16 protein-coding genes are annotated in these 26,891 nt (G+C 70.6%); 6 read left to right on the top strand and 10 right to left on the bottom strand.

What is annotated here, in order from left to right; all coding sequences use genetic code 11:
* The 3 genes from O2L52_RS10400 to O2L52_RS10410 all read right to left on the bottom strand — a co-directional run bounded on the left by O2L52_RS10400 (position 1) and on the right by O2L52_RS10410 (position 4,026).
* Positions 1–993: a Gfo/Idh/MocA family protein gene (locus O2L52_RS10400; RefSeq protein WP_373897041.1), complete on the bottom strand. Its 993-nt coding sequence runs from the start codon at positions 991–993 to the stop codon at positions 1–3.
* A gap of 44 nt (positions 994–1,037) precedes the next feature.
* The gene (locus O2L52_RS10405; protein WP_270115316.1) at positions 1,038–2,141 is read right to left on the bottom strand and encodes a DegT/DnrJ/EryC1/StrS family aminotransferase; all 1,104 of its coding nucleotides are present in this window, start codon (positions 2,139–2,141) and stop codon (positions 1,038–1,040) included.
* A 253-nt stretch (positions 2,142–2,394) separates the two neighbouring features.
* Positions 2,395–4,026 carry a glycosyltransferase family 2 protein gene (locus O2L52_RS10410; protein ID WP_270115317.1) on the bottom strand — a complete coding sequence of 544 codons (1,632 nt, stop codon included), beginning with the start codon at positions 4,024–4,026 and terminating at the stop codon, positions 2,395–2,397.
* Positions 4,027–4,442: 416 nt separating this feature from the next.
* On the opposite strand from O2L52_RS10410, the gene O2L52_RS10415 reads away from it, so the two are divergent.
* The 5 genes from O2L52_RS10415 (at position 4,443) to O2L52_RS10435 (ending at position 13,463) form a co-directional block, all read left to right on the top strand.
* Entirely contained in the window at positions 4,443–5,924 is a 1,482-nt protein-coding gene (locus O2L52_RS10415) for a bifunctional cytidylyltransferase/SDR family oxidoreductase (protein ID WP_270115318.1), read from the top strand.
* A gap of 59 nt (positions 5,925–5,983) precedes the next feature.
* On the top strand, positions 5,984–8,236 hold the full coding sequence (locus O2L52_RS10420) for a hypothetical protein (RefSeq protein ID WP_270115319.1): 2,253 nt from the start codon (positions 5,984–5,986) through the stop codon (positions 8,234–8,236).
* 8 nt (positions 8,237–8,244) lie between these two features.
* A complete protein-coding gene (locus O2L52_RS10425; protein WP_270115320.1) occupies positions 8,245–9,891 on the top strand; it encodes a CDP-glycerol glycerophosphotransferase family protein in 1,647 nt (548 codons plus the stop codon).
* Between the two features lie 216 nt (positions 9,892–10,107).
* The gene (locus tag O2L52_RS10430) at positions 10,108–11,745 is read left to right on the top strand and encodes a glycosyltransferase family 2 protein (RefSeq protein WP_270115321.1); all 1,638 of its coding nucleotides are present in this window, start codon (positions 10,108–10,110) and stop codon (positions 11,743–11,745) included.
* 134 nt (positions 11,746–11,879) lie between these two features.
* Entirely contained in the window at positions 11,880–13,463 is a 1,584-nt protein-coding gene (locus O2L52_RS10435) for a glycosyltransferase family 2 protein (RefSeq protein ID WP_270115322.1), read from the top strand.
* A 161-nt stretch (positions 13,464–13,624) separates the two neighbouring features.
* Here the strand turns inward: O2L52_RS10435 and O2L52_RS10440 are convergent, their stop codons facing one another.
* The 7 genes from O2L52_RS10440 to O2L52_RS10470 all read right to left on the bottom strand — a co-directional run bounded on the left by O2L52_RS10440 (position 13,625) and on the right by O2L52_RS10470 (position 24,227).
* Positions 13,625–15,571 carry a glycosyltransferase family 2 protein gene (locus O2L52_RS10440; protein WP_270115323.1) on the bottom strand — a complete coding sequence of 649 codons (1,947 nt, stop codon included), beginning with the start codon at positions 15,569–15,571 and terminating at the stop codon, positions 13,625–13,627.
* Positions 15,572–15,726: 155 nt separating this feature from the next.
* The gene (locus O2L52_RS10445) at positions 15,727–16,422 is read right to left on the bottom strand and encodes a phosphocholine cytidylyltransferase family protein (RefSeq protein ID WP_344471988.1); all 696 of its coding nucleotides are present in this window, start codon (positions 16,420–16,422) and stop codon (positions 15,727–15,729) included.
* A gap of 147 nt (positions 16,423–16,569) precedes the next feature.
* Positions 16,570–19,344, bottom strand: coding sequence for a type I DNA topoisomerase (gene topA / locus O2L52_RS10450; protein WP_344471786.1), 2,775 nt, complete (start codon positions 19,342–19,344; stop codon positions 16,570–16,572).
* Between the two features lie 143 nt (positions 19,345–19,487).
* A complete protein-coding gene (locus tag O2L52_RS10455; protein ID WP_270115326.1) occupies positions 19,488–20,666 on the bottom strand; it encodes an RNA-guided endonuclease InsQ/TnpB family protein in 1,179 nt (392 codons plus the stop codon).
* 134 nt (positions 20,667–20,800) lie between these two features.
* On the bottom strand, positions 20,801–23,125 hold the full coding sequence (locus O2L52_RS10460; RefSeq protein WP_270115327.1) for a sodium-translocating pyrophosphatase: 2,325 nt from the start codon (positions 23,123–23,125) through the stop codon (positions 20,801–20,803).
* Positions 23,126–23,352: 227 nt separating this feature from the next.
* Positions 23,353–23,871: an ATP-binding protein gene (locus O2L52_RS10465; RefSeq protein ID WP_270115329.1), complete on the bottom strand. Its 519-nt coding sequence runs from the start codon at positions 23,869–23,871 to the stop codon at positions 23,353–23,355.
* Positions 23,868–24,227, bottom strand: coding sequence for an STAS domain-containing protein (locus tag O2L52_RS10470; RefSeq protein ID WP_270115330.1), 360 nt, complete (start codon positions 24,225–24,227; stop codon positions 23,868–23,870). The genes O2L52_RS10465 and O2L52_RS10470 overlap by 4 nt, the downstream gene beginning before the upstream one ends.
* A gap of 298 nt (positions 24,228–24,525) precedes the next feature.
* On the opposite strand from O2L52_RS10470, the gene O2L52_RS10475 reads away from it, so the two are divergent.
* The gene (locus tag O2L52_RS10475) at positions 24,526–26,880 is read left to right on the top strand and encodes a DEAD/DEAH box helicase (protein ID WP_270115331.1); all 2,355 of its coding nucleotides are present in this window, start codon (positions 24,526–24,528) and stop codon (positions 26,878–26,880) included.
* Positions 26,881–26,891 lie beyond the last annotated feature (11 nt).

Consider the following 26,891-nt stretch of genomic DNA (forward strand, 5'->3'; position numbering starts at 1 on the left):
TCAGCGGCCGGTGGCCGGCACGTCGGCGGTTTCGGTGGCGGCAGGATCGAGGTCGACGGTGCGGCCGGTGGCGGCCGACCGCAGCATCTGCTCGGAGACGACCACGGTGGCGAGGCCCTGGCGCAGGTCCACGATGCCCGCGTCCTTGCCGAGGACGGCGTCGCGGAACTGCTCGTGCTCGACCAGGAGCGGCTCGCGCTTGCGGATGGCGTACCTGATCATGTCGCCTTCGGACACGCCGCGGAAGGCCCTGAGGGCCTCCCACTCGTTGTCCTGCACGCCGTTGGCGTAGAAGGTGAGGTCTCCGGTGAGGGTGTCCGCGATGAAGCAGCCGCGGTCGCCGGTGACGACGGCGGTGCGCTCCTTGAGCGGGCTCAGCCAGTTCACGGAGTGGTTGACGATCGCGCCGCCGGAGAGGCGGCCGACGGCGGAGAGCATGTCCTCGTGCTCGCGTCCCGAGCGGGACACGGTGTTCGCGGTGATCGACCGGTAGGACTGGCCGGTGACCCACGAGGTGAGGTCGATGTCGTGGGTGGCGAGGTCCTTGACCACGCCGACATCGGCGATGCGGTGCGGGAAGGGGCCCTGGCGGCGGGTGACGACCTGGAGGACCTCGCCGAGCTCGCCGGCTTCGAGGCGCTCGCGCAGGCTCATGATCGCGGGGTTGTAGCGCTCGATGTGGCCCACGCCGGCGACGAGGCCGCGGGAGCCGAAGGCCTCGGCGAGGAGGGACGCGGCCGCGGTGGTGTGCGCGAGCGGCTTCTCGATGAGCGCGTGGATCCCGGCTTCGGCGAGGGCCAGGCCGACGGGCTCGTGGTAGGCGGTGGGGCAGGCGACGACGGCGTAGTCGACGCCGACGGCGATCAGCTCCTCCACGGTGGCGACGAGCGCGGCCCCGGAGGGGACGGCGGAGGCGTCGGCGACCGGGTCGGCGACGGCGACGAGGGCGACGCCGTCGAGGGAGTTGAGGACGCGGGCGTGGTTGCGGCCCATGGCCCCGAGGCCGATGAGGCCGGCGCGCAGCAGGGGCTCGGTGGTCACAGTCGTCCCTCCAGTCCGGTCACGGCCGCCGCGATGCGGTCGAGGTCCTCGCCCGAGAGCGAGGGGTGCACCGGGATCGAGAGGACCTCGGCGGCGGCCCGGTCGGTCTCCGGCAGATCGGCGCCGATGTCCTGGTAGGGCAGGAGGCGGTGGATCGGGGTCGGGTAGTAGACGGCCGAGCCGATGCCGTCCTCGGCGAGGAGCGCCTGGGCGCGGTCGCGGTCGCCGGCGACGCGGATCGTGTACTGGTGGTACACGTGGCGGGCTCCGGCGGCGACCGGCGGGGCGGTGACGGCGTCCAGGCCCTTGAAGGCGGCGTCGAAGCGGGAGGCGTTGGCGCGGCGGGTCTCGGTCCACTCCTCGAGGCGGCCGAGCTGGACCCGGCCGATCGCGGCGGACACGTCCGTCATGCGCATGTTGGCGCCGACGATCTCGTTGGCGTACCGCTGCTCCATGCCCTGGTTGCGCAGCAGGCGCAGGGTGCGGGCGAGCTGCGGGTCGTCGGTGGTGACCATGCCGCCTTCGAGGGCGTGCATGTTCTTGGTGGGGTAGAAGCTGAAGGTGCCGGCCTTGCCGAAGGAGCCGACGGGGGTGTCGTCCAGAGCGGCGGCGTGGGCCTGGCAGGCGTCCTCGAGGATGGCGAGGCCGTGGCGTTCGGCCAGCGCGGTGAGCGCCCGCATGTCGGCGGGGTTCCCGTAGAGGTGGACGGGCATGATCGCGGCGGTCCGGGGGCCGATCGCGGCCGCGGCGGCCTCGGGGTCGAGGTTGAACGAGCCGGGCTCGATGTCGGCGAAGACGGGGTCGGCGCCGACGAGGCGCACGGCGTTCGCGGTGGCGGCGAAGGAGAAGGAGGGCACGACCACCTCATCGCCGGGGCCGATGCCCATGGCGAGGAGCGCCAGCTGGAGCGCGGAGGTGCCGGAGTTGACGGCGACGGCGTGGGCGGTCCCGGAGACCTTGGTGAACTCGTCTTCGAAGGCCGCCACTTCAGGGCCTTGGACGACCATGCCGCTGCGCAGGACCGCGACGGCCGCTTCGATCTCGGCTTCACCGATGACCGGTGCGGCGCCGGGGATCGGTTCGTGACTCTGGCTGCTCAATTCCTCAGCTCCAATTGCTCTGCGACTCGGCATGAACGCGATGAATATAGGCCGATCTAGGGAGATGGCCTGCGACGGGGGTGTCGAATTGTCTAAACCGCACACGTTCATCTGCTACCCGAGGGGCTGATCCCCGTTTTGCGGACTTTCCGGATAAGTGCCGGGAATCAACCGGTGAATGGCCTGTGAACATGACTTGAATTGCGGGACGGGATCGTGCGCATGATTCTCCGGGCGATCCGGGGCATGGCGGTCAGCGTCCGAGTACCCGCTTGAGGCGGCCCCGCACCAGTCCGGCGGTGGAGACGCGCTGGACCTTGAGGACCGCGCGGCCGCGCTTGTCGGCCCGGACGTGGAGCTTCCAGCCGCGCAGGCCTCTGCGGACGCCGTGGGTCCAGGCACCGGCCGGGACGGCCAACGGCAGGTCGTACGTGTGGCCGCGAAGGTCGATGCGGAGGCGGAGCGTCCATTCGGCGCCGTCGACGGCTGCGGCGAGGGCGCGGTAATCGACGGTGACGCGGGCGGTCGAGCGTGTGCCGTCGAGCGGTTCGAACACGACGGAAGCGTGCTGCGGGGCCGCGGCTGCATCGGCCGGATCGCAGGCGGGGCCGGGGACCGGGCCGGAGAGGCGGACCGCGGCGGCGGCGAATCCGGCGAAGGAGTCCGTGCCGGTGAAGGGAGCGGTGGCGCTGATCGGAAAGGTGAAGGTCAGCTCCCCTTCGGGCCTCAGCTTGACGGCGGCGGGTCTGAGCGCGGCGGCGAGGCGGCCGGTCACGGTCTCCTCGGTGATCTCGTAGTTCCGGTCGTCGAGTCCGGCGAGGCGGTCGCGGTAGCCGGGGTAGTCGCACCAGGCGCGGTCCGCATCGAAGTGGAACGAGGGCCGGTCGGGTCCGGCGATGAACCGCCGCAGCAGCGGCAGGCGCTCGGGTCGGGCGAGGACCACCCGGAGGCGCTTGGCGAGGGCGAGGCGGTCGCGGATCGCGTCGGTGAAGTAGGCGTCGGCGAGTTCGGCGAGGCCTTCGCACACCTTGGCCTGGTCGGCCTCGTCGAGATCGAGGAAGTCGGCCTGGAGCAGGTTGAACAGTTCGACGTGAAAGTGGCGCATGAGGACCGCGTCGCGCTTGGGTCCGGGCTCGAGGAGCCCGGCGGTGAAGTGCATGATGCGGGCCATGCAGGCGAGCCGCTGGAGGTGGTCGATGCTGTAGGTGATGTTGCTGTCGTCGTCGCGGCGGATCGCGTAGTAGTAGTCGTAGTCGCCGAGGACGGTGATGCGGCGGGCGCGGATCATCGCCTCGATGGTGAACGGCTGGTCGGAGCCGAAGCGCATGTCGACGGGGTAGCGCAGCGAGTACTTCTCGACGAGCTCGCGGCGGAAGAGCTTGGTGTTGGAGACCGCCCAGGGGAGCTTCGAGTCGTAGAAGTCGATGTCGGGGCCGGTCTGCGCGAACGCCTGCTTGGAGACCCCCTTGCCGTTGACGCCGACCATCTTCCCGGCGACCACGTCCGCCTCGTTGGCGTCGGCGGCGGCGACCATCCGCTCCAGGGCCTCATGGCCGAGGCAGTCGTCGGCGCCGATGAAGAACACGTACCGGCCGCGGGCGTGGTCCAGGCCGAGGTTGCTCGGGGCCGCGGGGCCGCCGGAGTTGGCCTGGTGGAGCACGCGCACGACGCCGGGGTGCCGCTCGGCGAAGCGGTCGAGCTCCTCGCCGCTGCCGTCCGTGGACCCGTCGTCGACCGCGACGACCTCGAGCCGGTCGGCCCCGATGCTCTGCGTCACGAGCGACTCCAGGCACTTCACCAGGTAAGGCATGGTGTTGTACACGGCCACGATGACGCTGACGTCGGGCACCGAAGCAGCGTCGTCGGCGGACGGTCCATGGGACACTGCAGCCTCCAAGGGGGAACGTGAAGGAAATGAATGCGCCATAGCCGAGCCGAGAACATCGCGGTTTCAGCGGTGCGACACGAAGGTAAACAGCATACTCCCGGACGCCGCGGAGCCCGGATACGCGGGTCGGCAACGGTCCGGGCACGCCTGCGCGGGTGCAGGCGCGACGCCGAGCGCGACCGTCCGCACACCTGGCGGAGACCGGGATCATACGGATGAACGTGCGGCAACAGCCAGGGGGACGGAAGTGGGCCCGATGCTAAAATCCCTCCAGCGAGTCCGGCCATAGGCAGCAGGCGCACCGGCCGCCGCATCACGCCCACCGCCGCGGCCGACCGCACGGCGACCAATCCGAGCGCAGGGCGGGTCGTCCCCTTACTTTTACGGGCAACGAAAACGAGGAGGACCGGATCTTGTCGAACCACGGAGCCGAGTCGCGTCCGGGCATCACCGCGGTGGTCCTGGCGGGCGGCACCGGCCAGCGAGTCGGACTGAGCATCCCCAAGCAGCTCATCAAGATCGCAGGCAAGCCAGTGATCCAGCACACCCTCGAAGCCTTCGAGGCCGCCGACGAGATCGACGACATCCTCGTCCTCATGGCCGAAGGCTACATCGACGACGTCAAAGCCATCGTCGCCAAGGCCGGTCTCACCAAGGTCACCGACGTCATCCCCGGCGGCGCCACCCGCTCCGACAGCACCAAGGCCGCCATCAGCCACATCGAGGGCCGCGAACACGCCTCCGAAGAGCACCGGCTGATCTTCCACGACGCCGTCCGCCCCCTCATCTCCCGCCGCGTCATCACCGAGACCGTCGCGGCCCTGGAACGCTACGACGCCGTCGACGTCGCGATCCCCTCCGCCGACACCGTCATCGTCACGCGCACCCACGGCGAGGACGGCGAGTTCATCACCGACGTGCCCGATCGCGCCCGCCTGCGTCGCGGCCAGACCCCCCAGGCGTTCAAGCTCCGCACCATCCGCGCCGCCTACGTCGAAGCCGACAAGGACCCCCACTTCGAGGCCACCGACGACTGCTCCGTCGTACTCAAGTACCTCCCCAGCGTCCCGATCCACGTCGTCGCCGGCGACGAATGGAACATGAAGGTCACGCAGCCCGTCGACCTCTACATCGCCGACAAGCTGTTCCAGCTCGCCTCGACCGCGACCCCCACGCTCACCGACGAGCAGTACCGCGCCCGCCTCACCGGCAAGACCCTCGTGGTCTTCGGCGGCTCCTACGGCATCGGCGCCGACCTCGCCGACCTCGCCGAGTCCTACGGCGCCGACGTCTTCCGCTTCGGGCGCTCCACCACCGGCACCCACGTCGAGAACCCCGACGAGGTCGCCGCCGCGCTCACCGAGGCCCACGGCAAGACCGGCCGCGTCGACTACGTCGTCAACACCGCCGGCATCCTCCAGATCGGGAGGCTCAACGAGACCACCCAAGCCGACATCGACAACACCTTCAAGGTCAACTACCTCGCGCCCGTCCAGATCGCCCGCGCCGCCTACCCGTACCTGGCCCGGACCCAGGGACAGCTCCTGCTCTACACGTCCTCCAGCTACACCCGGGGCCGACGCGACTACAGCCTCTACTCCTCCACCAAGGCGGCCATGGTGAACCTCACCCAGGCCCTCGCCGAGGAATGGAGCGACGAAGGGGTGCAGGTCAACTGCGTCAACCCGGAACGCACCGCCACCCCCATGCGCACCAAGGCGTTCGGCTCGGAGAATCCCGAAACCCTCCTCGCCTCCGAGGCGGTGGCCCGGACCTCCCTGGACGTGCTGCTGTCCGCCCTCAACGGCGCGGTGATCGACGTGCGCCGGGACGACCCCACCACCGGGGGCTTCGAGCAGGCCATCGCCCGCGTCCTCGACACCGGCATCGAATAGGCCCGGACTCGCTCCACGACCGGTCCGGCCGCAACCAGACGAGATAGGAAACCGACGTCATGTCCATGCGCGCTCTGCTGAGGAGCACGGCTATCCAGGAGGCCGGCCCCGCTGGGCTCGCGCTGACGGGGCTCATGCTGGCCACCTACCCGGCGATGCTGGTGGCCGCCCTCGTCCCCTCCCCCGCCGCCTTCACCGCCGCGCTCGTCGCCAGCTACGCGACCGACATCATCCTGCACGGGCGCTACCAGGACCTCATCGCCCGCCTCCGCCAGCTGCGCTTCGGCATCTCGAACCGGTTCCTCGTCCGCGAACTGCTCGTCATCCTGCTCGTCACGCGCTTGGTCGGGAGCCACGGCCTCAGCTACCGGGCGGTCCTGCTCGCCACGCTCGCCTTCGTGGCGCTCGTGGCCGTGCAGGTCCTCCACGGCGGCCTGACCGCGATGGTCCGCAAGTCCCGGACCCTTCCGTTCGCCTCCCGCAACATCGACCTCTCCCCTCTGGCCATCTCGGACGCGCCGCCGGCGTGGCTGGAGAACCGCGCGGGCGAGAAGATCCTCCACACCGACGTGCCGCTCGTCGCCGGCCTGCTGGTCTCCTCCTTCACGCTCACCAACACGCCCGGGTACATCGGCGTCACGGTCACGTTCGCGCTCGCCGTCGGCTACCTGCTGGTCCTCGGCGTGTGGTCCGGCCCGGGGCACCGGGTGCCGAGCAACGGCAAAGCCCTCGCCTGGCTCAACCGATGGCTCGCCGCCCACCAGCCCACGGTCGTGCTGTCCTTCTCCGGCTCCAAAGAGGCCACCTACCAGGTCAACATGTGGCTGGAGACCCTGGAGCGCATGGAGGGCGAACGACCGCTGGTGATCCTGCGCGAGATGCACTCGATGCCCGACCTGGCCCGCACCGACGTCCCGGTCCTGTGCGTGCCGAGCGCCGTCGACATCATGAACATGGACCTGTCCAGCGTGCGCGTGGCCGTCTACCCGGCGCACGTGGGCAAGAACCTGCACCTGCTGCGCGTGCCGACCATGAAGCACGCCTTCATCGGCCACGGCGACAGCGACAAGGTCGCCAGCATCAACCCCTTCGGCAAGGCCTACGACGAACTGTGGACCGCCGGCAAAGCCGGGCGGGACCGCTGGGCCCGGGCCGACATCGGCGTCCGCGACGAGGACATCGTCGAGGTCGGCAGGCCCCAGCTCGACGTCATCGACACCGCGCCCGTCGGCGGTGAGATCCCCACCGTGCTGTACGCGCCCACGTGGGAGAACTGGACCGACGACCCGGGCACCACTTCGGTGACCGTGCAGGGCGAGATCATCGTCAAGGCGCTCCTGGCGGCCGAGCCGCCGGTGCGGGTGGTCTACAAGCCGCACCCGTTCACCGGGACCCGCTCCGCCAAGGCGAAGGCCGCCGACCGCCGCATCCGCGCACTCATCGAGGACGCCAACCAGCGCTCGGGCGCGGCCCCGACCGCGGTCGTCCCTCCCCCGCCCGGGCTGGTCGACGACGAGACCGCGAAGCTCCAATGGGGCGACGCGGCCACGTCCCGCAACGCCGTCACCACGCGCGCCGAGGTCGCCGCCGAACGGCAGGCCGCCTCCGAATGGAACGCGGCGTTCTGGGCGGCGCAGCCCGCGAACCGGCACCTGGTGGTCACCGGCGCCCTTCCGAACGTCTACGACTGCTTCAACCGGGCCGACGGCCTGGTCTCGGACATCTCCAGCGTCGTCTCCGACTTCATCGCCAGCGGCAAGCCGTACGCGGTCGTCGACTCGGCCGGCGTCGGCGAGGAGGCCTTCAAGGCCGCCAACACCGCCGTGCGCGCCGCGGTCATCCTCGACCCGAAGGCCCACGGGCTCCAGGACCTGCTCGCCGCCGTCCGCGACCCCGAGCACGACCCGCTCAAAGCGGCCCGCAAAGAACTCAAGACCTACCTGCTCGGGCCCGACGAGCCTTCCGCGCAGAAGCGGTTCGACCAGGCCGTTCAGGAACTGGCCAAGCGGGCCGAGGAACGCAACCGGGCCCAGCTCAGCGCGGAAGCGGCGAACGACCTCGCCGAGACCGTCGCAGTCGACGGCACGGTCGGGAACGGCGCGATCGAGTACGGCACAGTCGAGGCGGTGACCGTCGAGACGGCCACTGCGGATGACGGCACGGTCGAGGACGGGATCGAACCCGTCGAACCCACGGAGATCACCGCGCCGGACCCGGGCACCGTCGAGGCCTCGGAGACGAGCGTCCTGGAGGCCGGCACCGCCGAAGCCGAGGCTCCGGGCCCCCGGGCCGCCTCGAACAGCGTCGACTGAGGACGACCGTGCACCTGCTCCGCAAGCTCCTGTCCCGCACCGCGACCACTGGACTCGCCGCCGCCGCCCTGGCCTCCGCGGTCCTCCCGTGGACCTGGTCCGCCTGGGCCGCATGGGCACTCGCCACCACGGCACTGCTCCTGGCCTGGCGGGCCCACCGCGAGCTCGGACCCGAACGGGACCGGTTCGCCCGAGGCGTCGCCATCGCGGCGATCAGCGTCGTCGCGGCGCAGCAGGGCCCGATCCCGGCCGCCCTGGCCGGAGGCGCGCTCATCGCGGTGGTCGGCTTCGAGCCGCTGCTCGCGGTCGCCGTCGCCACCGGGCACATGGACAGTGCGAACCTCGCGGTGACTCGGGAGCGCGCGTGGTTCACGCCGCGGGTCATGGGCGAGGCCCTCAGCGCCGGCGGCGGCGTGTTCGCCGCTGCGGGCGCGCTCGCGCTGACGGCGGACACGAGCCTGCCGCTGTGGATCGCCGCGGTCGCCGCGGCCGCCACGGTGGGCGCAGCAGCTGCCGGAGCGCTCGGGGCGCTGCTGCGGCGGCGCCGTTCGGCCCACGCCGGCGACGCGGCCGTCATCCAGGCGCTGGAAGCGCTCGAACCCGTCTTCATCGTGCATTTCTCGGGCCCGCCGGCCTCGGCGTACCAGCTGGAGATGTGGCTGCCCTACCTCGACCGGCTCGGCGACCCCTATGTGGTGGTCGCCCGTGAGAAGGTCCACCTGGACGAGCTGCGCGGCTCCACCGGCGCGCCGATCGTGGTGGCCCCGTCGATGTCGGAGCTGGAGCGGCTGCTCGTCCCGAGCGTCAAGGCCGCCTTCTACGTCAACGGGTCCGCGCTGAACACGCACCTGGTGCGGTTCGGGCAGCTGAAGCACCTGCAGCTGTTCCACGGCGAATCCGACAAGGCCTCGAGCTTCAACAAGGTCACCGCGATATACGACACCGTGTTCGTGGCCGGGCAGGCCGCCGTCGACCGCTACCGGGCGCACGGCCTGGACCTGGACTTCCGGGAGGTCGGCCGACCGCAGCTCGCTTCGATCGCGGCCGGTCCGCGCACCGCCTCGGGCCCCAGGCCGGTGCTGCTGTACGCGCCGACGTGGACCGGCCTGACGAGCGAGTTCGACTACTCGTCGCTGGCGATCGGGCGGCTGATCGTGGAGGAGGCGCTGCGGCGCGACCTCGCGGTCATCATGCGGGCGCACCCGTACACGCGGTTCAACCTGGCCGCCGCAAGGCGGCTCGACGAGATCGAGCGGATCCTCGCCGAGGACGCCGAGAAGTCCGGACGGGCGCACCTGTGGGGCGCGCAGGCGACCGGCTCGGTGTCGCTCGTCGACTGCGTCAACGCGGCCGACATCGCGGTGTGCGACGTCAGCGGCGTCGCCACCGACTGGATCGCCGCCGACCGCCCGTTCGCGGTCACCGACATGGGCGGCCTCGGCGAGCACTTCGCCGACGAGGCCTGGATCGCCAAGGGCGCGTATCGGATCGATCGGGACGGCTCCAACCTGGAGTCGGTCTTCCGCGAACTGCTCGACACCGATTCGAAAGCGGCGCAGCGCAAGGAGACCCGCGAATACTTCCTCGGCACCGCTTCGGGCGAGGAGAGCGTGGAAGTGTTCGTGCACGCGGCTCGCGCGGCATATCGCGACTGACAATGCCCGACTGCACTGTGGAGACCTGAATCATCACTTGATGGAAACGCATTCTTAATGATGTCCGTGAGGGTTGTCACTCCTCATTGCCCAATGGCGAAAACGCCAGTGAAACGGCACATGAATGCAACTTTTCCGATTGCCGCGGCGTACCTTCAGTAGGCCTGCCCGCCAGGGGGCCTCGAGCCGTGCTCACAATCAGGATCAGGATTCAGAATGACAACGCCTCTCGTGTCGGTCGTCATCCCCGTCCACAATGCCATGCCCTACCTGCTCAAGGGCCTGCAGTCCGTCGTGGACCAGACGATCGGGGTCGAGAACCTCGAGATCATCGCGGTCGACGACGGGTCGACCGACGGCAGCGGCGAGGCCCTCGACAAGTTCGCCCTCGACCACCGCGACCTCCTCAGGGTCGTGCACCAGGAGGCCTCCGGGACGCCGAGCGCCCCGCGCAACCTGGCGATGGACATGGCCCGCGGCCGCTACATCCAGTTCCTCGACGCCGACGACTACCTCGGCGCGGAGGCCCTGGAGCGGATGGTCGCCGTTGCCGAGGCCCAGGGCTCGGACGTCGTCCTGGGGAAGCTCGTCAGCGTCGGCGGCCGCCGCGTCGCGGGTTCGATGTTCGACCGCGACCAGCCGCGCGCCGACCTCTACTCCTCCCGCGTGTACTGGTCATTGGGCGCTTGGAAGCTGTATCGCCGCGAGCTGCTCGACCGGCACGGCCTGCGCTTCCGAACGGACCGCCGGACCGGTGAGGACCGCCCGTTCGTGTTCCTGTCGTACTTCCACGCCCGCAACATCTCCGTGGTCGCCGAATACGACTGCTACTACATGGTGCAGCGCGACGACGGCGGCAACCTCACCCTCGGCGGGATGGGCGCCCCCAAGGACCGCAGCTTCAACAACGAGAGCCCTCTGGAGATGATGGTCCCGCTCGTCGGCGCCACCGTCCCCGCCGGACTCGGCCGCGACCACCTCCTGTTCCGGCACTGGGAGGTCGAAGGCGAGATCGAGTTCCGCATCATCGCGAACGACCGCTCCCGCGAACGACAGGAGGCCCGCCTGCAGCAACTGCGGGCCCTGCTGGAGGAGTGGTACTCGCCGCGCGGCACGAAGCACCTCAAGGCCCATATGCACCTGCTCTACCACCTGGTGCGGACCGCGACGCTCGACGAGGTCCTGCTCGCCCATCGGCACCGCGACAGCGTCCCGCTCGTCGGACGTGCCGGCCGCCTCTACGCGGTCCTGCCCGGCCACGAGGACCAGGCCGGACCGGGCCCGGGCCCCTGGGTCGACGTCACCGACATCTCCCGGCCCGAGCACTGGCTCGACGGCGTGGAGGCCGAAGGCACCGCGCTGCGCCTCAACGGCAGCTGCTGGTTCCGGAAGATCCCCAACGACCGGGTGGAGCTGCGCCTGGAACTGCGCCATCGCCGCAACGGCCAGGTCAAGCCGTTTCCGCTCGAGCACGAGAACGGGCGGTTCGGCACCGAACTGGACCTGTGCCGCGACCTCGGCCCGATCGACCGGGCCAAGGGCACGTGGGACATCGAGCTGGTCGCCGCCGTGGGCGACTTCGAGCGGCGCGTCCCGTTCGGCAGTTCCCTGGGCGCCCCGATGCGCGGCAAGCCGGTGCCCCTGCACCGGCTCGACATCCCCCACCAGCCGCCGCGCACGATCCCGGCCACGCAGTACTTCACCGCGGTGAAGAGCCACCTGGCCCTGCAGGTGGGCGGGAAGCGGGTGCGGCAGGGCGCCGGCGGGCACTCACGGCTGCGGCAGGAGATCGGCGCCCGCCTGAAGCTGCGCCAGCGCCTCGGCAAGGTCAAACGGCGGCTCCTGCGCCGCTGAACCCGCGTTCCGCCCGAGGCGGCGGGGCCTTGCGGCGGGCGGGATGCAAGCGGTGAGCAGAATTGCGGCACCTACCGGACGGGTTACGATAGTGGACCTTCCGTATATCCAACACATGAACTTCTCGAGGGCCGATGTCCGCACCTGCACCCACCGTCAGCGTCGTCATTCCCGTGCACAACGCGATGCCGTACCTGCTCAAGACCGTCAACTCCGTGCTGGAGCAGACGATCGGCAAGGACCGGCTCGAGGTCATCGCGATCGACGACGGGTCGACCGACGGGAGCGGTGAGGCGCTCGACGAGTTCGCCGCCGCGGAGCCCGGCATCGTGCGGGTCGTGCACCAGGAGGCTTCCGGCGGCCCCAGCGCCCCGCGCAACCGCGGCATGGACCTGGCCCGCGGTGAGTTCGTGTTCTTCCTCGACGCCGACGACTACTTCGGCCCCGAGGCCCTGGAACGCCTCGTGAAGGCCGCGAACGAGAACGACTCCGATGTGGTGCTGGGCAAGGGCGTGGGCGAGGGCGGGCGGGTCCCGCCCATGTCGATGTTCAAGGCGAACCAGCCGCGCGCGGACCTGTACTCGTCCCGCGTGTACTGGACGCTGGCCCCGTGGAAGCTGTACCGGCGCTCCCTCATCGAGCGGCACCAGCTGCGCTTCCCCACGGGAGTGCGGATCGGCGAGGACCAGCCGTTCGGGTTCTGGGCGTATTTCCACGCGTCGAACATCTCGGTGGTCGCCGACTACGACTGCGTGCACGTGATCCGCCGCGAGGACGGCGGCAACATCACCTCCGGGGCCGGGCTGGACCCGCGCCGCTGGGAGCACTCGGACACCCGGACCTTGACGACGATGGTGGACCTGGTCGGCAAGAACGTCCCGGCAGGCCCGAAGCAGGACCACCTCATGCACCGCCACTGGGAGGTCGAGGGCGTGGGCGTCCTCAACCGGGTGATGCGGATTCCGACTGCGGAGGTCCGCGACGAGCAGGTCGCGCTGACGAGGGCGCTGCTGGACCGCTGGTACACGCCGGAGACGGCGCGGCGCCTGCGACCCGACCTGCGGCTGTCCTACCACCTCGTGCAGCACGGCACCACCGATGAGGTGCTGCAGTCGCGCAAGCAGAAGGACAACATCAGCCTGGCCGGGCGCGGCGACCGTGTGTACGCGGTCCTGCCCGGCAGCGAAGCGACGGCGGGGATCGCCCCGGGCCCGTGGGTCGACATCACGGACGCGGTGTCGCTCAAGCACTGGCTCGACGGCGTGGCCGTGGACGGCACGGTGCTGCGCGTGTCCGGGACGGGGCGGCTCTCGCGGGTCCCTGCCGAGCGGCTGGGGCTGCGGCTGGCATTGCGCCGGCGCGGCACCAAGGAGGTCCGCGAGTTCCCGCTCGAGCACGAGGACGGGGTGTTCACCGCCGTGATCGACGTGGCCCGCGACCTGGGCGAGCCGAAGGCGGCGGCCGGGGTGTGGGACTTCGAGATCGTCGCCTCGATCGACGAGTTCGAGCGCCGGGCCAAGTTCGGGTCCTCGCTGGGCAAGCCGATGCAGGCTCGCGGGCGCTTGGTGCACACGCTGCGCGAGCACGGGCGGCTGCGGGCTCCGGCGGTCGCGAAGCAGTACTTCACGGAGGGCGCGAAGCGGCTCGCGGTGCGGGTCTACGGCCCGCCGTCCCTGCGGCGCACCCTGGGCGCGATGAAACGGCGCATCCTCGGTTAACGCATGAGACGGGAACGGGCGCGGGGGAATGCGGGGGCGGTGGCGGGGTGGGGGGGGGGGGGGGGTGGCAACACCCGCCCCTCCCGCTCCCCCCCTGGCCCCGGCCCCGGCCCGCCGCCCCCCCCCCCCCCGTTCCCGTCTTCGTCGACGGTGTCGTTTCGCTAGCGGCGCTTGAGCATCCGCTTGGCCTTGCGCGCGGCCCGGCGCGCGAGCGAGGGCCGGCGGGGTTCGGCGGTCTCGTCCTTCCCGAAGTCCGACTTCGCGTGGACGACGGCCGGCTCCCGGCCGTGACGCTGCTCCAGGGCGAGCGGGAGGGGGATCTCGGGGCCCCCGGCGAAGCCGGCGGCGACCTTCCACCGGCCCGGTTCGAGGCCGTCCGTGGGGAGTTTCACCTGCAGTTCGCCGATGCCTCTGACGGGCTGCACGAGTGCTGGGGATTCGACGCGGCGCCCGTCGGTGTCGTGCGTGAACGCGACGACGGCTTCGCTGGGCCCGGACGCGTAGCTGGGGAGACCGATGTGGAGGGCGCCGGACTCGATGCGGGCCGCTTCGGGCCGCAGTTTCGCGAAGTACCTGGCGGGCTGGGAGGTGGCGGCGGCGACGTCGAGGGAGAGGTTCCCGTACGGGTGGGTCCAGTAGGGCACGGCCAGGCGCCCGGCGACGACGCCGGCGGCGCGGTGGCCTTCGACGGCGGTGGCCCGCAGGGAGCCGAGCCGGACCTCCTTGGTCCACCCGGAGAGGCTGAGGCGCACGAGGAGGTCCCAGAGGCCCCGACCCAGGGGTTTGCCGCCCGCGGCCGTCTCGGGGTCGATGGGGGCGTTGCAGCGCAGCACCAACCGGGTCTCAGTGCCGTCGGCGACGGCTTCGCGCTGAATCTCGACTTTCTGGAAGAAGTCGGCGCCGGTGGATCGTTCGCGGACGACGAGGTCGACTTTGGCGGTGTCGAATCCGGCGTCGACGAGGCCGAGGTCGTCGAGGGCCTGGCGGGCTTCGGGCGAGAGTGGCAGGTCGGGGCGGGGCCCGGAGGGGCCGTCGCGGAAGACCAGGGGTTTGCCGTTGGCTTCGTACCAGGCTTGGAAGTCGAGCCAGAGGGAGCCGTTGTGCCAGGCGAGTCCTTCGAGGGACGCGGCCGGTTTGAGTCTGGGCTCCCAGGCGGCGAGGGCTTCGAGGTCGGCCAGCCGGTCGGCGAGGGTCAGGCCGGCGACGATCCGCTGGATGGGTTGGAGGCCGGCGGCGACGCCGGGGCCGAGGCGGGCGGAGGTGCGGCGGACGGCGGCGAACATCTGGGCCCGGTAGTCGGCGGGCTGGTCGAGGAAGCGGCGCCCGCGCAGGGGTTCGACCATCTCGACGCGCAGCCAGCGGCGCAGGACCTTGTCGCGGGCGGGGCCGGGCTCGGTGTACTTCTCGACGACGTCGATGGACTTGCCGAGTTTGGCGAAGTAGTCGTCGGGGTCGAGGCGCTGCTGGCTGATGTTGACGCCGTCGTCGCGGCGGACGTGGTAGTAGCAGGTGTAGTCGGCGAGGACGGCGACGCTGCGGGCGCGGAGGTACACCTCGGAGACGAAGAGGTGGTCCTCGAGGCGGTGCTTTCCGACGGGGAAGCGGATGCTGGTCTCATTGAGGAATGCGCGACGGATCATCTTGTGGCAGGTGAGGCTGTCCATCAAAGGAGCATTGTGGACGGTGCATTTGGGTCGGTTGCGGCGGAACAGCTCCTTGGGGACCGCGCGGCCCCTGCCGGCCATCCTGCCGATGACGACGTCGGCGCCGTTGGCGGTCCCGTAGCGGTGCATCCGCTCCAGGGCCTCGTCGCCGAGGTAGTCGTCGTCGTCGACGAACATGACGTATTCGCCGCGGGCCCGCTCGATGCCGGTGTTGCGCGGCTTGCCGGGCCAGCCGGAGTTCTCCTGGTGGACCACGTGGAAATGGGGGTGCTCGGCGGCGAGGCGGTCGAGGACCTCGCCGGTGCCGTCGGTGGAGCCGTCGTCGACGAACACGGCCTCGAACTCGTCCGGCGCGAGGCTCTGCCGCAGCAGCGCGTCGACGTTGTCCTGGAGGTTCGCGCCCGTGTTGTAGACGGGGACGATTACGGAGACTTTGATCGTCATGTCGAGGTTGACCTCGCGTCAGGATCAGGGCCGCGGGGGCCGACGGTTCCAGGCGGACTGCTCTGGGGCCTCGCTCCAGTGCGAGCGAGCAGTCGACCGGCTGCGACGATGATATTCGGTCACGGCCCGCGGGACGGACCGGTGGCACCGGTTGTTCACCTGAAGCGGCGGTTGGCCTCGGTGAGGTCCTCGGCGAAGTCGATCTCGATGACGTCGTGCGCGGAGATGTCGATGGCCTCGAAGTGGACGCCGTCCTTCTCGATGGCCAGCTCGATGCCGCGCTCGAAGTAGTCCTGGTCGCCGACCTCGGCGAGGCGCTTGGCGAGGATCGCCCGGTCGCCGGAGGAGACGTAGTTGACGCCGACGGCCTCGCCGAGCGCGCCGTCGCTGACCTCTTTGGACAGGCGGCGGATGTAGCCGTCGGGGCCGAGGGTGTACTTGATCTCCTCTTCGGCGACCGAGGCGGTGTTCACGGAGATGAAGGACCGGTCCATCGCGATGTGCGGCAGGAGCGCGTCGAGGACCCGCGGGTCGAACACGACGTCGCCGTTGAGCCAGAGCACGCCGCCGGGGCCGAGGATCGTGAGGGCCTTGAGGAGGCTCTTGGAGGTGTTGGTGTCGCCGTAGGCCTGGTTGTAGATGAAGCCGACGTCGGGCACCTCCTCCATGATGACCTCTTTCTTGAAGCCGACCACGAGGTGGATCGAGTGGCGGCTGAAGCGGGAGGTGAGCAGGCGCAGCGACCGGCCGAGGATGGTCTCGCCGGAGGCCAGGGGCGTCAGCGGCTTCGGGTGCGGCTTGCCCAGGCGGGAGCCGACGCCGGCCGCCAGGATCACGATGTTGGTCGACACGCCGTCCTCATCCGTTGCAGTCACTTGGGCCTCAATGGTCACGAATCGCCCTCACGCTACCAGGGGCGTCCCGCCCGGCCCACTGTACGGGCCCGCCGTCGCCGGGCGCACCGCCTGGTGCGGTCCGCCGGGCGCGGGGCGCGAGCCTCAGGCCTCGTCGGCGGAGGGCTTCGCCGCGGTCTTCTTGGCGGCCTTCGCGGTGGTCTTCTTCGCGGTGGTCTTCTTCGCGGTGGTCTTCTTCGCGGCGGTCTTCTTCACCGCTTTCTTGGCCGTGGTCTTCTTGGCGGCCTTCTTCGCCGTCTTCTTGGCGGGCGCGGCGCCCGAGGAGACCTTCTCGCGGCGCTCGGCGAGGAGCTCGGCGGCGCGGTCGATGGTGAGGTCCTCGATCGAGTCGGTCTTGCGGATCGACGCGTTCGTCTCGCCGTCGGTCACGTACGGGCCGAACCGGCCGTCCTTGAGCGTGACCTCCTTGCCCGTCACCGGGTCGGGGCCGAGCTCCTTGAGGAGGGTCTGGGCGCGCTGCTGGCGGCCGCGGGTCTTCGGCTGCGCGAGCAGCTTCTCCGCCTCGTCGAGCGTGAGCGTGAAGAGCTGCTCCTCGTTCTCGAGCGAGCGGAAGTCGCGGTTCTTCTTGACGTAGGGGCCGTGCGGGCCCAGGCCGGTGCGGATCTCCTCGCCCTCGGCGTCTTTGCCGACCAGGCGGGGCAGCGTCAGGAGCTTCACCGCCTCGTCGAGGGTGATCTCGGAGAGCTTCTGCCCGGTGAGCAGCGACGAGGACTTCTCACCGCTGGTCACGTACGGCCCGTAGCGGCCGGTCTTGGCGAGCACCGGCTCCCCGGTCTCGGGGTGCGTGCCCAGCTCGCCCTCGTTCTCGGCCAGCTCGAACAGCTCCTGGCCCTTCTCGGGGGTGAGCTCGTCGGGCGCCATCGACTCGGGGATCGAGGGGCGCTTGCCCGGCTCGGCCCCCTCGTCCGGCCCGGTGCTCGTGCGCTCCAGGTACGGCCCATAGCGGCCGACGCGGGCGACGACCTTGCGCCCCTGGTCGTCGGTGTACAGGGGGATCGAGTTGACCTCGCGGGCGTCGATCTTCGCGAGCTCCTCCTCGATCATGTGCCGCAGGCCGCCCGAGGCGGCGACGGTGCCCTCTTTGTCCTTGCCGCCGAAGTAGAACTTGCGGAGGAACTCCTCGCGCGACTCCTGCCCGGCGGCGACCTCGTCGAGCTCGTTCTCCATGCCCGCGGTGAAGTCGTAGTCGACCAGGCGCGGGAAGTGCCGCTCCATGAGGCCGATGACGGCGAACGCGCGGAAGGCCGGCACGAGCGCCTGGCCCTTCTTGAACACGTACTCGCGGTCCTGGATGGTCTGCATGATCGACGCGTACGTCGACGGGCGCCCGATCCCCCGCTCCTCCAGGGCCTTCACGAGGCTCGCCTCGGTATAGCGCGCCGGCGGCTGCGTGGTGTGCCCGGCGGCCTCGAGGCCGCGCTCGGAGAGGTGCTGGCGCTCGGCCAGCTCGGGGAGGCGCTTCTCGGCGTCGTCCGCGTCGCCGTCCTCGATGGACTCGACGTAGGCGAGGAGGAAGCCCGGGTTCGTGATGGTCTTGCCGGAGGCCCCGAAGTCGGCCTGCTCGCCGTCGGCCGTGGTGGCGCGGGTGCGCACCGACGTGGAGTTCCCGGTGGCGTCGACCATCTGGGACGCGAGCGTGCGCCGCCAGATCAGCTCGTACAGCCGGTACTCCTCGGCCGAGAGCTGGCCCTTGAGCTGGTTCGGGGTCTTGAAGCGGTCGCCCGAGGGCCTGATGGCCTCGTGCGCCTCCTGCGCGTTCTTCACCTTCCGGGCGTACCGGCGCGGCTCCGAGGGCACGTACTGGGCGCCGTAGAGCTCGGCGGCCTGGGCGCGCGCGGCGTTGATCGCGGTGTTCGACAGGTTCGTCGAGTCCGTTCGCATATAGGTGATGTGGCCGTTCTCGTAGAGCCGCTGGGCGACCCGCATGACCTGCGCGCTCGAGAGGCGGAGCTTGCGCCCGGCCTCCTGCTGCAGCGTCGAGGTGATGAACGGCGCGTACGGCTTGCGCCGGTACGGCTTCTTCTCCACTTTGAGGACGGTGAAGTCGCGGCCCTCGAGGCGGCGGGCGAGCCCGCGCGCCCCGGCCTCGTCGAGGTGGACGACGTTGCCCTTGACGCGCCCGGTGGCGGCGTCGAAGTCCTTGCCGGTGGCGACCCGGTCGCCGTCGACGGCGATCAGGGTGGCCTTGAACTGCTGATCGTCGTCGGTGGCGAGGTTGGCGCTGACGTCCCAGTAGTCGGCGGTGCGGAACGCCATGCGGGCCCGCTCGCGCTCGACGACCAGCCGCGTCGCGACCGACTGGACGCGCCCGGCGGACAGGCGCGGCATCACTTTCTTCCACAGGACCGGGCTGACCTCGTACCCGTACAGCCGGTCGAGGATGCGCCGGCCCTCCTGGGCGTCAACGAGGTCCTGGTTGAGCTCACGCGGGTTCGCGGCGGCCTCGGCGATGGCCTGCGGCGTGATCTCGTGGAAGACCATCCGCTTGACCGGGACCTTGGGCTTCAGGGTCTCGAGCAGGTGCCAGGCGATGGCCTCCCCCTCGCGGTCCTCATCGGTGGCGAGGAAGAGCTCGTCGACCTCCGCGAGGTAGGCCTTCAGCTTCTTCACGTGCGCGGACCGGTCCGGGTTCACGATGTACAGCGGCGCGAAGTCGTTGTCGACGTCCACCCCTAGTCGCGACCAGGCCTTGTCCTTGTATTTGGCCGGGATCTCCTTCGCGCTGCGCGGAAGGTCCCGGATGTGCCCGAGCGAGGAGTCGACGATGTAGCCGGGGCCGAGATAGGAGGCGATCGTCTTGGCCTTCGCCGGGGACTCCACGATGACCAGGCGCTTAAGATCGGCCACTGCTCCCACCATTCCCTCGGAATTCGCACTCGATTCGTTACGTTGACCTTCTCCGCCCCTCTACAGAGCGGATTCCACCATACTGTGGCCGCTTGCCTCACGGCAGCGGTGATTCCTGCTTCATTCCAGTCCCCGGCCGGATGCCGGGCTTGGGTTTACGCGGATGCCTGTGCACGCGGGTGCGCGACCAGGTCTTCTACCGCTCCACAGGCGTTTTTCCTCTCGGCGAGCCCCGCCGCGAGAATGACCTTGGCTGCATTGACGTCCCGGTCATGGAGAACGCCGCAATGTTGGCACGTCCACGAGCGGACCTGCAACGGTTTAGGAGCTCCGACCACCCAGCAGGACGAGCATGTCCGCGTCGAAGGCAGGAACCGGTCGATCTTGACGACTTCCCGACCATAGAGGGCCGCTTTGTATTCGAGCATCCGGGTGAACCTGTTCCACGCGGCGTCATGGACGCTCTTCGCCAGTCGGGTTCGCGCCAGCCCTTTCACGCACAGGTCCTCGATGACCACCACTTGGTTCTCGCTGATGATCCGGGAGGACAACTTGTGCAGGAAATCGGCGCGCCGGTCCGCGACTGCGGCATGCAAGGCCGCGACTGCCGATCGCGCCTTCTCCCTGTTGGCGGACCCGGGACGCTTGCGGGCCAGCGCCCGGTGCGCCCGCTCCAGCCTCCGCGCCGCGGCGCGGAGCAGCCGCGGCGCCTCGACCTTGGCACCGTCGGAATCGGCCACGAACGAGTCGAGGCCTAGGTCAAGTCCGACGGCCTTGCCGTTGTCCGGCGTCGGCCGCACGGCGACCTCGCACACGAACGACGCGAAGTACCGCCCAGCCGCGTCGCGGATGACCGTGACGCTCGACGGCTCGCCAGGCAGGTCGCGAGACCAGGTGACCGCCATTTCGCCGATGCTCGGCAGGTGCAGGCGACCATCAGGGGTGATCTTGAACCTCGCGTTGCGGGTGAATCGCACCGCCTGCCGCCGGTCGCGCCGGGATTTGAACCGCGGCTTGCCCACGGGCCCCCCGCGCCTGCGTCCGCTCCGCGAGTCGAAATAGTGCTTGTAGGCGCGATTGGCGTCGCGGACCGCCTGCTGCAGTGCGACCGCCGAAGCGTCGGCCAGCCACGCTCGCTCGGGCCGCCGCTTCGCCTCGGTGACCACCACACGCGATACCTCGGCGTCCGACACCCAGGGCCTGCCTTCGGCGAGGGCCGCATCCCGCAGTGCGATCACATCGTTGAACACCACCCGGCAGCAGCCGAACGCCCTTGCGAGCGAGTTCGCCTGTGCAGGTGTGGGGTAAATCCGATAACGATGCCGCAACCGCATGAACACACCGTAGCCGACAGATATGACGATTCCACGGAACTGGCACAAGTGTGCCCCCGGCCTGTCGACCGGGGGCACACGCGGAACTCGTCCCGAATTAAGTGAAGCCTGCGAGCCGGCAATGAGCGCAGTGGCTAGCCGACCTTGACCGACTCACGCTGCTCCGGGGCGCGGGCTTCCCCCGCCTCCACCACCGCGGAACGGCGCTTGGAGATGAGGATCGCGCCGACGAGGATCGCGACGGCGATGCCCGTGATGATCCAGCGGACGGGGCCGTCGGCGTGCTCGCCGACACCCTCGACCGTGTAGACCACCACGACCGGCGCGATGATGAGGCTCACCAGGTTCATGACCTTGAGGAGCGGGTTGATGGCCGGGCCGGCGGTGTCCTTGAACGGGTCGCCGACGGTGTCGCCGATCACGGCCGCGGCGTGAGCCTCGGAGCCCTTGCCGCCGTGCGAGCCGTCCTCGACGTCCTTCTTCGCGTTGTCCCAGGCGCCGCCCGAGTTCGCGAGCATGACGGCCATGAGGACGCCCGTCGCGATCGCGCCCGCGAGGTACGCGGCGAGCGGGCCGACGCCGAGGCCGAAGCCGACGGCGATGGGCGCGGTGATGGCGAGCAGGCCCGGGGTGACCAGCTCGCGCTGGGCGTCCCGGGTGCAGATGTCGACGACGCGGCCGTACTCGGGCCGCTGCGTGCCCTCCATGATCCCGGGGAAGCGCGCGAACTGGTCGCGGACCTCGTTGACGACGGCACCCGCGGAGCGGGCGACGGCGTTGATGGCGAGGCCGGAGAAGAGGAACACGACGGAGGCGCCGATGATGAAGCCGACGATGTTCGCCGGGTCGGCGATGTTGAGCGCGCCCAGGAGCGCCTCGCCCATGAGCCCTTCGGCGGCCACGGCGTCGGTGTAGGAGCCGAACAGGGCGGTCGCGGCCAGGACGGCGGTCGCGATCGCGATGCCCTTGGTGATGGCCTTGGTGGTGTTGCCGACCGCGTCGAGGTCGGTGAGGGTGCGCGCGGCGTCCCCTTCGACGTCGCCGGACATCTCGGCGATGCCCTGGGCGTTGTCGCTGATGGGCCCGAAGGTGTCCATGGCGACGATGACGCCGACGGTGGTGAGCAGGCCGCAGCCGGCGAGCGCGACCGCGAAGAGGCTGACGAGGATCTCGCCGCCGCCGAGCAGGTACGCGCCGAGGACGGCGGCCGCGATGCACAGCGCGGTGTAGACGGCCGACTCCAGGCCGAGCGAGAAGCCCGACAGGATGTTGGTGGCCGCGCCGGTGCGCGTCGAGGCCGAGACGGCCTTGGTGGGCTTGTAGCGGGTGTCGGTGTAGTAGCCCGTGAGCGCCATGATGACCGCGGCCAGCGCGATGCCGATGACGACCGCGACGATCGCGAAGACCTGCGGGTTCACGGGGACGTCGGCGGTGTCGACGGTGGTGCTCAGCTCGGACCACGAGGAGGGCACGTACCAGAGGACCGCGACGACGGTGAGGAGCGCGGAGATGAGCGCGGAGAGGTAGAACGCCCGGTTGATGGCGGTGAGGCCGGAGGCGTCGGAGGCCCGCATGCGGGTGATGATGACGCCGATGATCGCGCAGACGATGCCGACCGAGGCGACCAGGAGCGGCAGGACCAGGCCGGTCTCGCCGAAGGCGGCGCGGCCGAGGATGAGGCTCGCGACGAGGACGACGGCGTAGGACTCGAAGAGGTCGGCGGCCATGCCGGCGCAGTCGCCGACGTTGTCGCCCACGTTGTCGGCGATGGTCGCCGGGTTGCGGGGGTCGTCTTCGGGGATGCCCTGCTCGACCTTGCCGACGAGGTCGGCGCCGACGTCGGCGGCCTTGGTGAAGATGCCGCCGCCGACGCGCATGAACATCGCGAGCAGCGCGGCGCCGAAGCCGAAGCCCTCCAGGACCACGGGCGCGTCGCCGTTGTAGACGAACACGACGACCGAGGCGCCGAGGAGGCCGAGGCCGACGGTGAGGAACCCGACCACGCCGCCGGTGCGGAAGGCCAGGTGCATCGCGGTGGTGGGCTGTCCGTCGCGGGCGGCGGCGGCCACGCGCACGTTCGCGCGGGTGGCCATGTTCATGCCGGCCCAGCCGATGAACGAGCTGAACAGCGCGCCGACGATGAAGAACACGCTGCGTCCGACGCGGACGTCCGTGCCTCCTTCGGCGGGGAGCAGGAACAGCAGGACCACGGCGATGACGACGAAGATCCCGAGCGCGCGGAACTGGCGGCGCAGGTAGGCCGAGGCGCCCTCTTGGACCGCCCCGGAGATCTCGCGCATCTTGTCAGTGCCGGTGCCTGCCGCGAGGATGCTCTTGACGAGCGCGGCGGCACCGCCGAGGGCCACCAGCGCGAGCGCGGCGGCGACCACGACGAGACTCAGGTTCGAGCCCGTGAGCTGACCTACGCCCTCGTCGCCGTTGGCGAGCAACGTATGCATGTAGTTCCTCCATATGCTGTGCAGATCCATGGCTCGCAAGCTTCGCCATGCGGCCCGCGGGGCACCGCGGGACCGGTGTCGCAATCACGTCGGGGGCCGCGTGACGGGTAGGACGGCGCGGCCGTGGCCGGGCCTGCGGCCCGGCCGGACTTAACGTGCGGAGTGTAACGATGTGAGGGCTTTGCGAGTGGGGATGGTCACGCCGCCCGGGCGGGGTGGCCCATCACTCAGTGATCGGCCGCGGAACCGGAGCCGGGGAGGGGCCAGGACATGCTGACGGTGGTCCCGCCGTTCGCGTCGGGACCGGTCACGACCAGGTCTTCGACCAGTCCGCCCAGGACGATGAGGGTGATCTCCTCGGAGAGGGTGTCCTCTTCCAGGGTGTCGCGGTCACCGGTGCGCGACTCGCCGCCGCCGATGCTCGCGCCGATCCGGCCGCTCGGGCGCGCGCGCAGATCTTGCGCATTGTCGGTGATTTTCGCAACAAAACGATCACCGATCGAAAATTCTACGCGCACGAGGTCGTCGATGCCGCGGTCGCGGTGGCGCAGGACGGCGCGCGTGCACGCTTCGCCGACCGCTTGGCGCACCTCGTCGAGGAGGCCCGTGGCGACGCCCGCGTGCGCGGCCACGTCGGCGGCCACGAGCCGGGCGGCGCGGACGTAGGCGGCGGCGGGGGTGAACGCGAACTGGACGGTCACCGCCTCGGTCCGTCCCCCAGTGCGGTCGTGCCTGGAGCCGTTCACTCGCCGGGCACCGTTTCCCGGACATCGAGCACCTTGTCGAGGCCGGTGAGGTCCAGGAGCTTCCGGATGCGCGGGTTGGCACAGACCACGACGAGGCTGCCGCCGGAGTCGGAGAGGCGGCGGCGGGCCCCGATGAGCACGCCGAGGCCGGTCGAGTCGCAGAACTCGGTGGGCGTCAGGTCGATGGCGACACGCATGCGCCCCTCGGAGGAGAGTTGGCGGACGGCCTCGCGCAGCTTCGGCGCGGTGTACATGTCGATCTCGCCGGTCACGCTGATGACCGCGTACTCGCCGACATCGGAGAGGCTGAGCCCCAGTTCGGGCTCGGCCGCGCCGTCGCCTGATGTTCCCCTCACGCCGTCTCTCCCCTCGTTCGTGCTGCGAGCCGATCGATGCCCTGCCGACCTTCCAGGACCGCGGGGCGGGGCCCGCGGGCCTCGATGGGCCGCCCGCGCGCCTCGACCTGTGGGCCAGGCACGGCGCGCGATGTGCGGATGGGCCCGCAGCGGTGCAGCCGTGCCTGTGAACACTGTGTCTTGGCCCATAAGCGTACTGCGTTCCCAGTGGAGTGGAGCCGGGAGCGTATGACCGAATTGCGGGCGCGCCACTTCATCGCCGCGGGGTGGTGTCGGTGGGCTGCGGCATCATTGGACGGTGTCCGTCGACCAGCTCATCGCCGCCCTCGATCCGGAGTTCGCGCGCGCGTCCGCCTCAGGGGCCCCGCCGGGCGGCGGCCTGCGCCACCTGCGCCGGCTCCCGCCGCGCGCCTCGGTGCGCACCGAGTGGCCCGAGTGGGTGCCCGAAGCGGTGCGAGACGCCTTGGGGGACATCGGGATCACCCGTCCCTGGCCGCACCAGGCCGAGGCCGCCACGCACGCGTTCGAGGGCCGGGACGTGGTGATCTCGACCGGCACCGCCTCGGGCAAGAGCCTCGCGTACCTGCTCCCCCTGCTGACCGAGTCCGCCGCTGACGGCGAAGGCCGCACGCTCTACCTCGCGCCCACGAAGGCGCTGGCCGCCGACCAGGCGCGGGCCGTGGGCGAGTTCGAGGTGCCGGGGCTCATACCGGCGATCGTCGACGGCGACACGCCATTCGAGCACCGCCAGTGGGCGCAGCGGTTCGCGAACCTGGTCCTCTCGAACCCGGACCTGCTGCACCACTCGCTGCTCCCCCGCCACCGCATGTGGCGCTCGCTGCTCAAGAACCTGAAGTACGTCGTGGTCGACGAGTGCCACGTCTACCGGGGCGTCTTCGGCGCCCACGTCGCCCTCACGCTGCGGCGGCTCCTGCGCCTCGCCGAGCACTACGGGGCGAGCCCGACGGTGATCGCGGCCAGCGCGACGGCGGCGGACCCGGCCGCGTCCCTGTCGGTCCTCACCGGGCGCCCGGCGGTGGCGGTGACGCAGGACCTCTCGCCGCACCCGGGGGCGACGGTGGCGCTGTGGGAGCCGGTGACGTACGAGTTCAACGGCGAGCCGCAGCAGGCGTCGACGCTGAGCGAGACGGCGCGGATGCTGGCGCTGCTGACGCGCCGGGGGGTGCGCACGCTGGCGTTCGTCCCGTCTCGGCGGGGCGCGGAGATCGTTGCGGCGGAAGCGAAGTCGCGGCTGGGCGCGGATCCGGCGGCGGACCGCATCGCGGCGTACCGGGCCGGCTACCTGCGGGAGCACCGCCGGGAGCTCGAGGCGGACCTGCGGGACGGGAAGCTGCTGGGCGTGGCGACGACGAACGCGCTGGAGCTCGGCATCGACGTGACGGGCCTGGACGCGGTGCTCCTGTGCGGGTACCCCGGGCGGCTGGCGAGCTTCTGGCAGCAGATCGGCAGGGCGGGCCGGGGCGACACGGAGGCGCTCGCGGTGATGCTCGCGAAGGACGATCCGCTGGACACGTTCCTGGTGCACCATCCGGAGGCGATCTTCGAGCGGCCGGTGGAGGCGAGCGTCTGCGACCCGTCCAACCCGTACGTCCTGGCCGGGCACCTGTGCCTGGCGGCTGAGGAGCTGCCGCTCAAGGACGCGGACCTGGACGCGATCCCGGGGAGCCGGGAGGTGGCGCAGCAGCTCTGCGAGCAGAAGCTGCTGCGCCGGCGGCCGGGCGGCCGGTACTACTGGATCGGCTCGGAGCGGCCCGAGGTGACGCTGCGCGGTTCGGGCCCGATGGGCGTGGACATCGCGGAGACGACGACGGGGCGGCTGATCGGCACGATCGACGCGGCGGCCTCGCACCGGCTGGTGCACAACGGCGCCCTGTACCTGCACCAGGGCGAGTCGTTCATTGTGGACGACCTCGACCTGGAGGACGGCCTGGCCCTGGTGCACGCGGCGAAGCCGCCGTGGACGACGACCGCGCAGGAGATCACGCACCTGGAGGTCCTGTCGGAGCGCGAGCGGCTGGAGATGGGCGACGTGACCCTGTGCCTCGGGGAGGTGGAGGTGACGTCGAACGTGATCTCCTACCAGCGCCGCAGGCTGCCTTCGGGCGAGGTGATCGACACGCAACCGCTCGACCTGCCGCCGCAGACGCTGCGGACCGTCGCGGTGTGGTGGACGGTGGAACCCGAAGCGCTGGAAGGCGTCCCGGACCTGGCGGGTTCGCTGCACGCGGCCGAGCACGCCTCGATCGGCCTGCTGCCGCTGATCGCGACGTGCGACCGGTGGGACATCGGCGGGCTCTCGACGCCGGCGCACATGGACACGGAGCTGCCGACGGTGTTCGTCTACGACGGCCACCCGGGCGGCGCGGGCTTCGCCGAGCAGGCCTTCCGGAAGTGGACGGACTGGCTGGGCGCCACGAAGGAGGCGATCGCGAGCTGCGAGTGCCGCTACGGGTGCCCGAGCTGCATCCAGAGCCCCAAGTGCGGCAACGGCAATGAGCCGCTGCATAAGAAGGGCTCGATCGCGGTCCTGGAGCTCCTCCTCAAAGCGGGCGGGGGGCCGGTCACCGCCACGGTCCATGCCGCGACGCCCGCTCCGAGTCCGGAAGCGGACCTCTGGCCCGGGGACTTCTAGGGGGTGTTTGA

It is taken from the genome of Glycomyces algeriensis (genome assembly GCF_027622855.1).
Lineage (GTDB): Bacteria > Actinomycetota > Actinomycetes > Mycobacteriales > Micromonosporaceae > Glycomyces > Glycomyces algeriensis.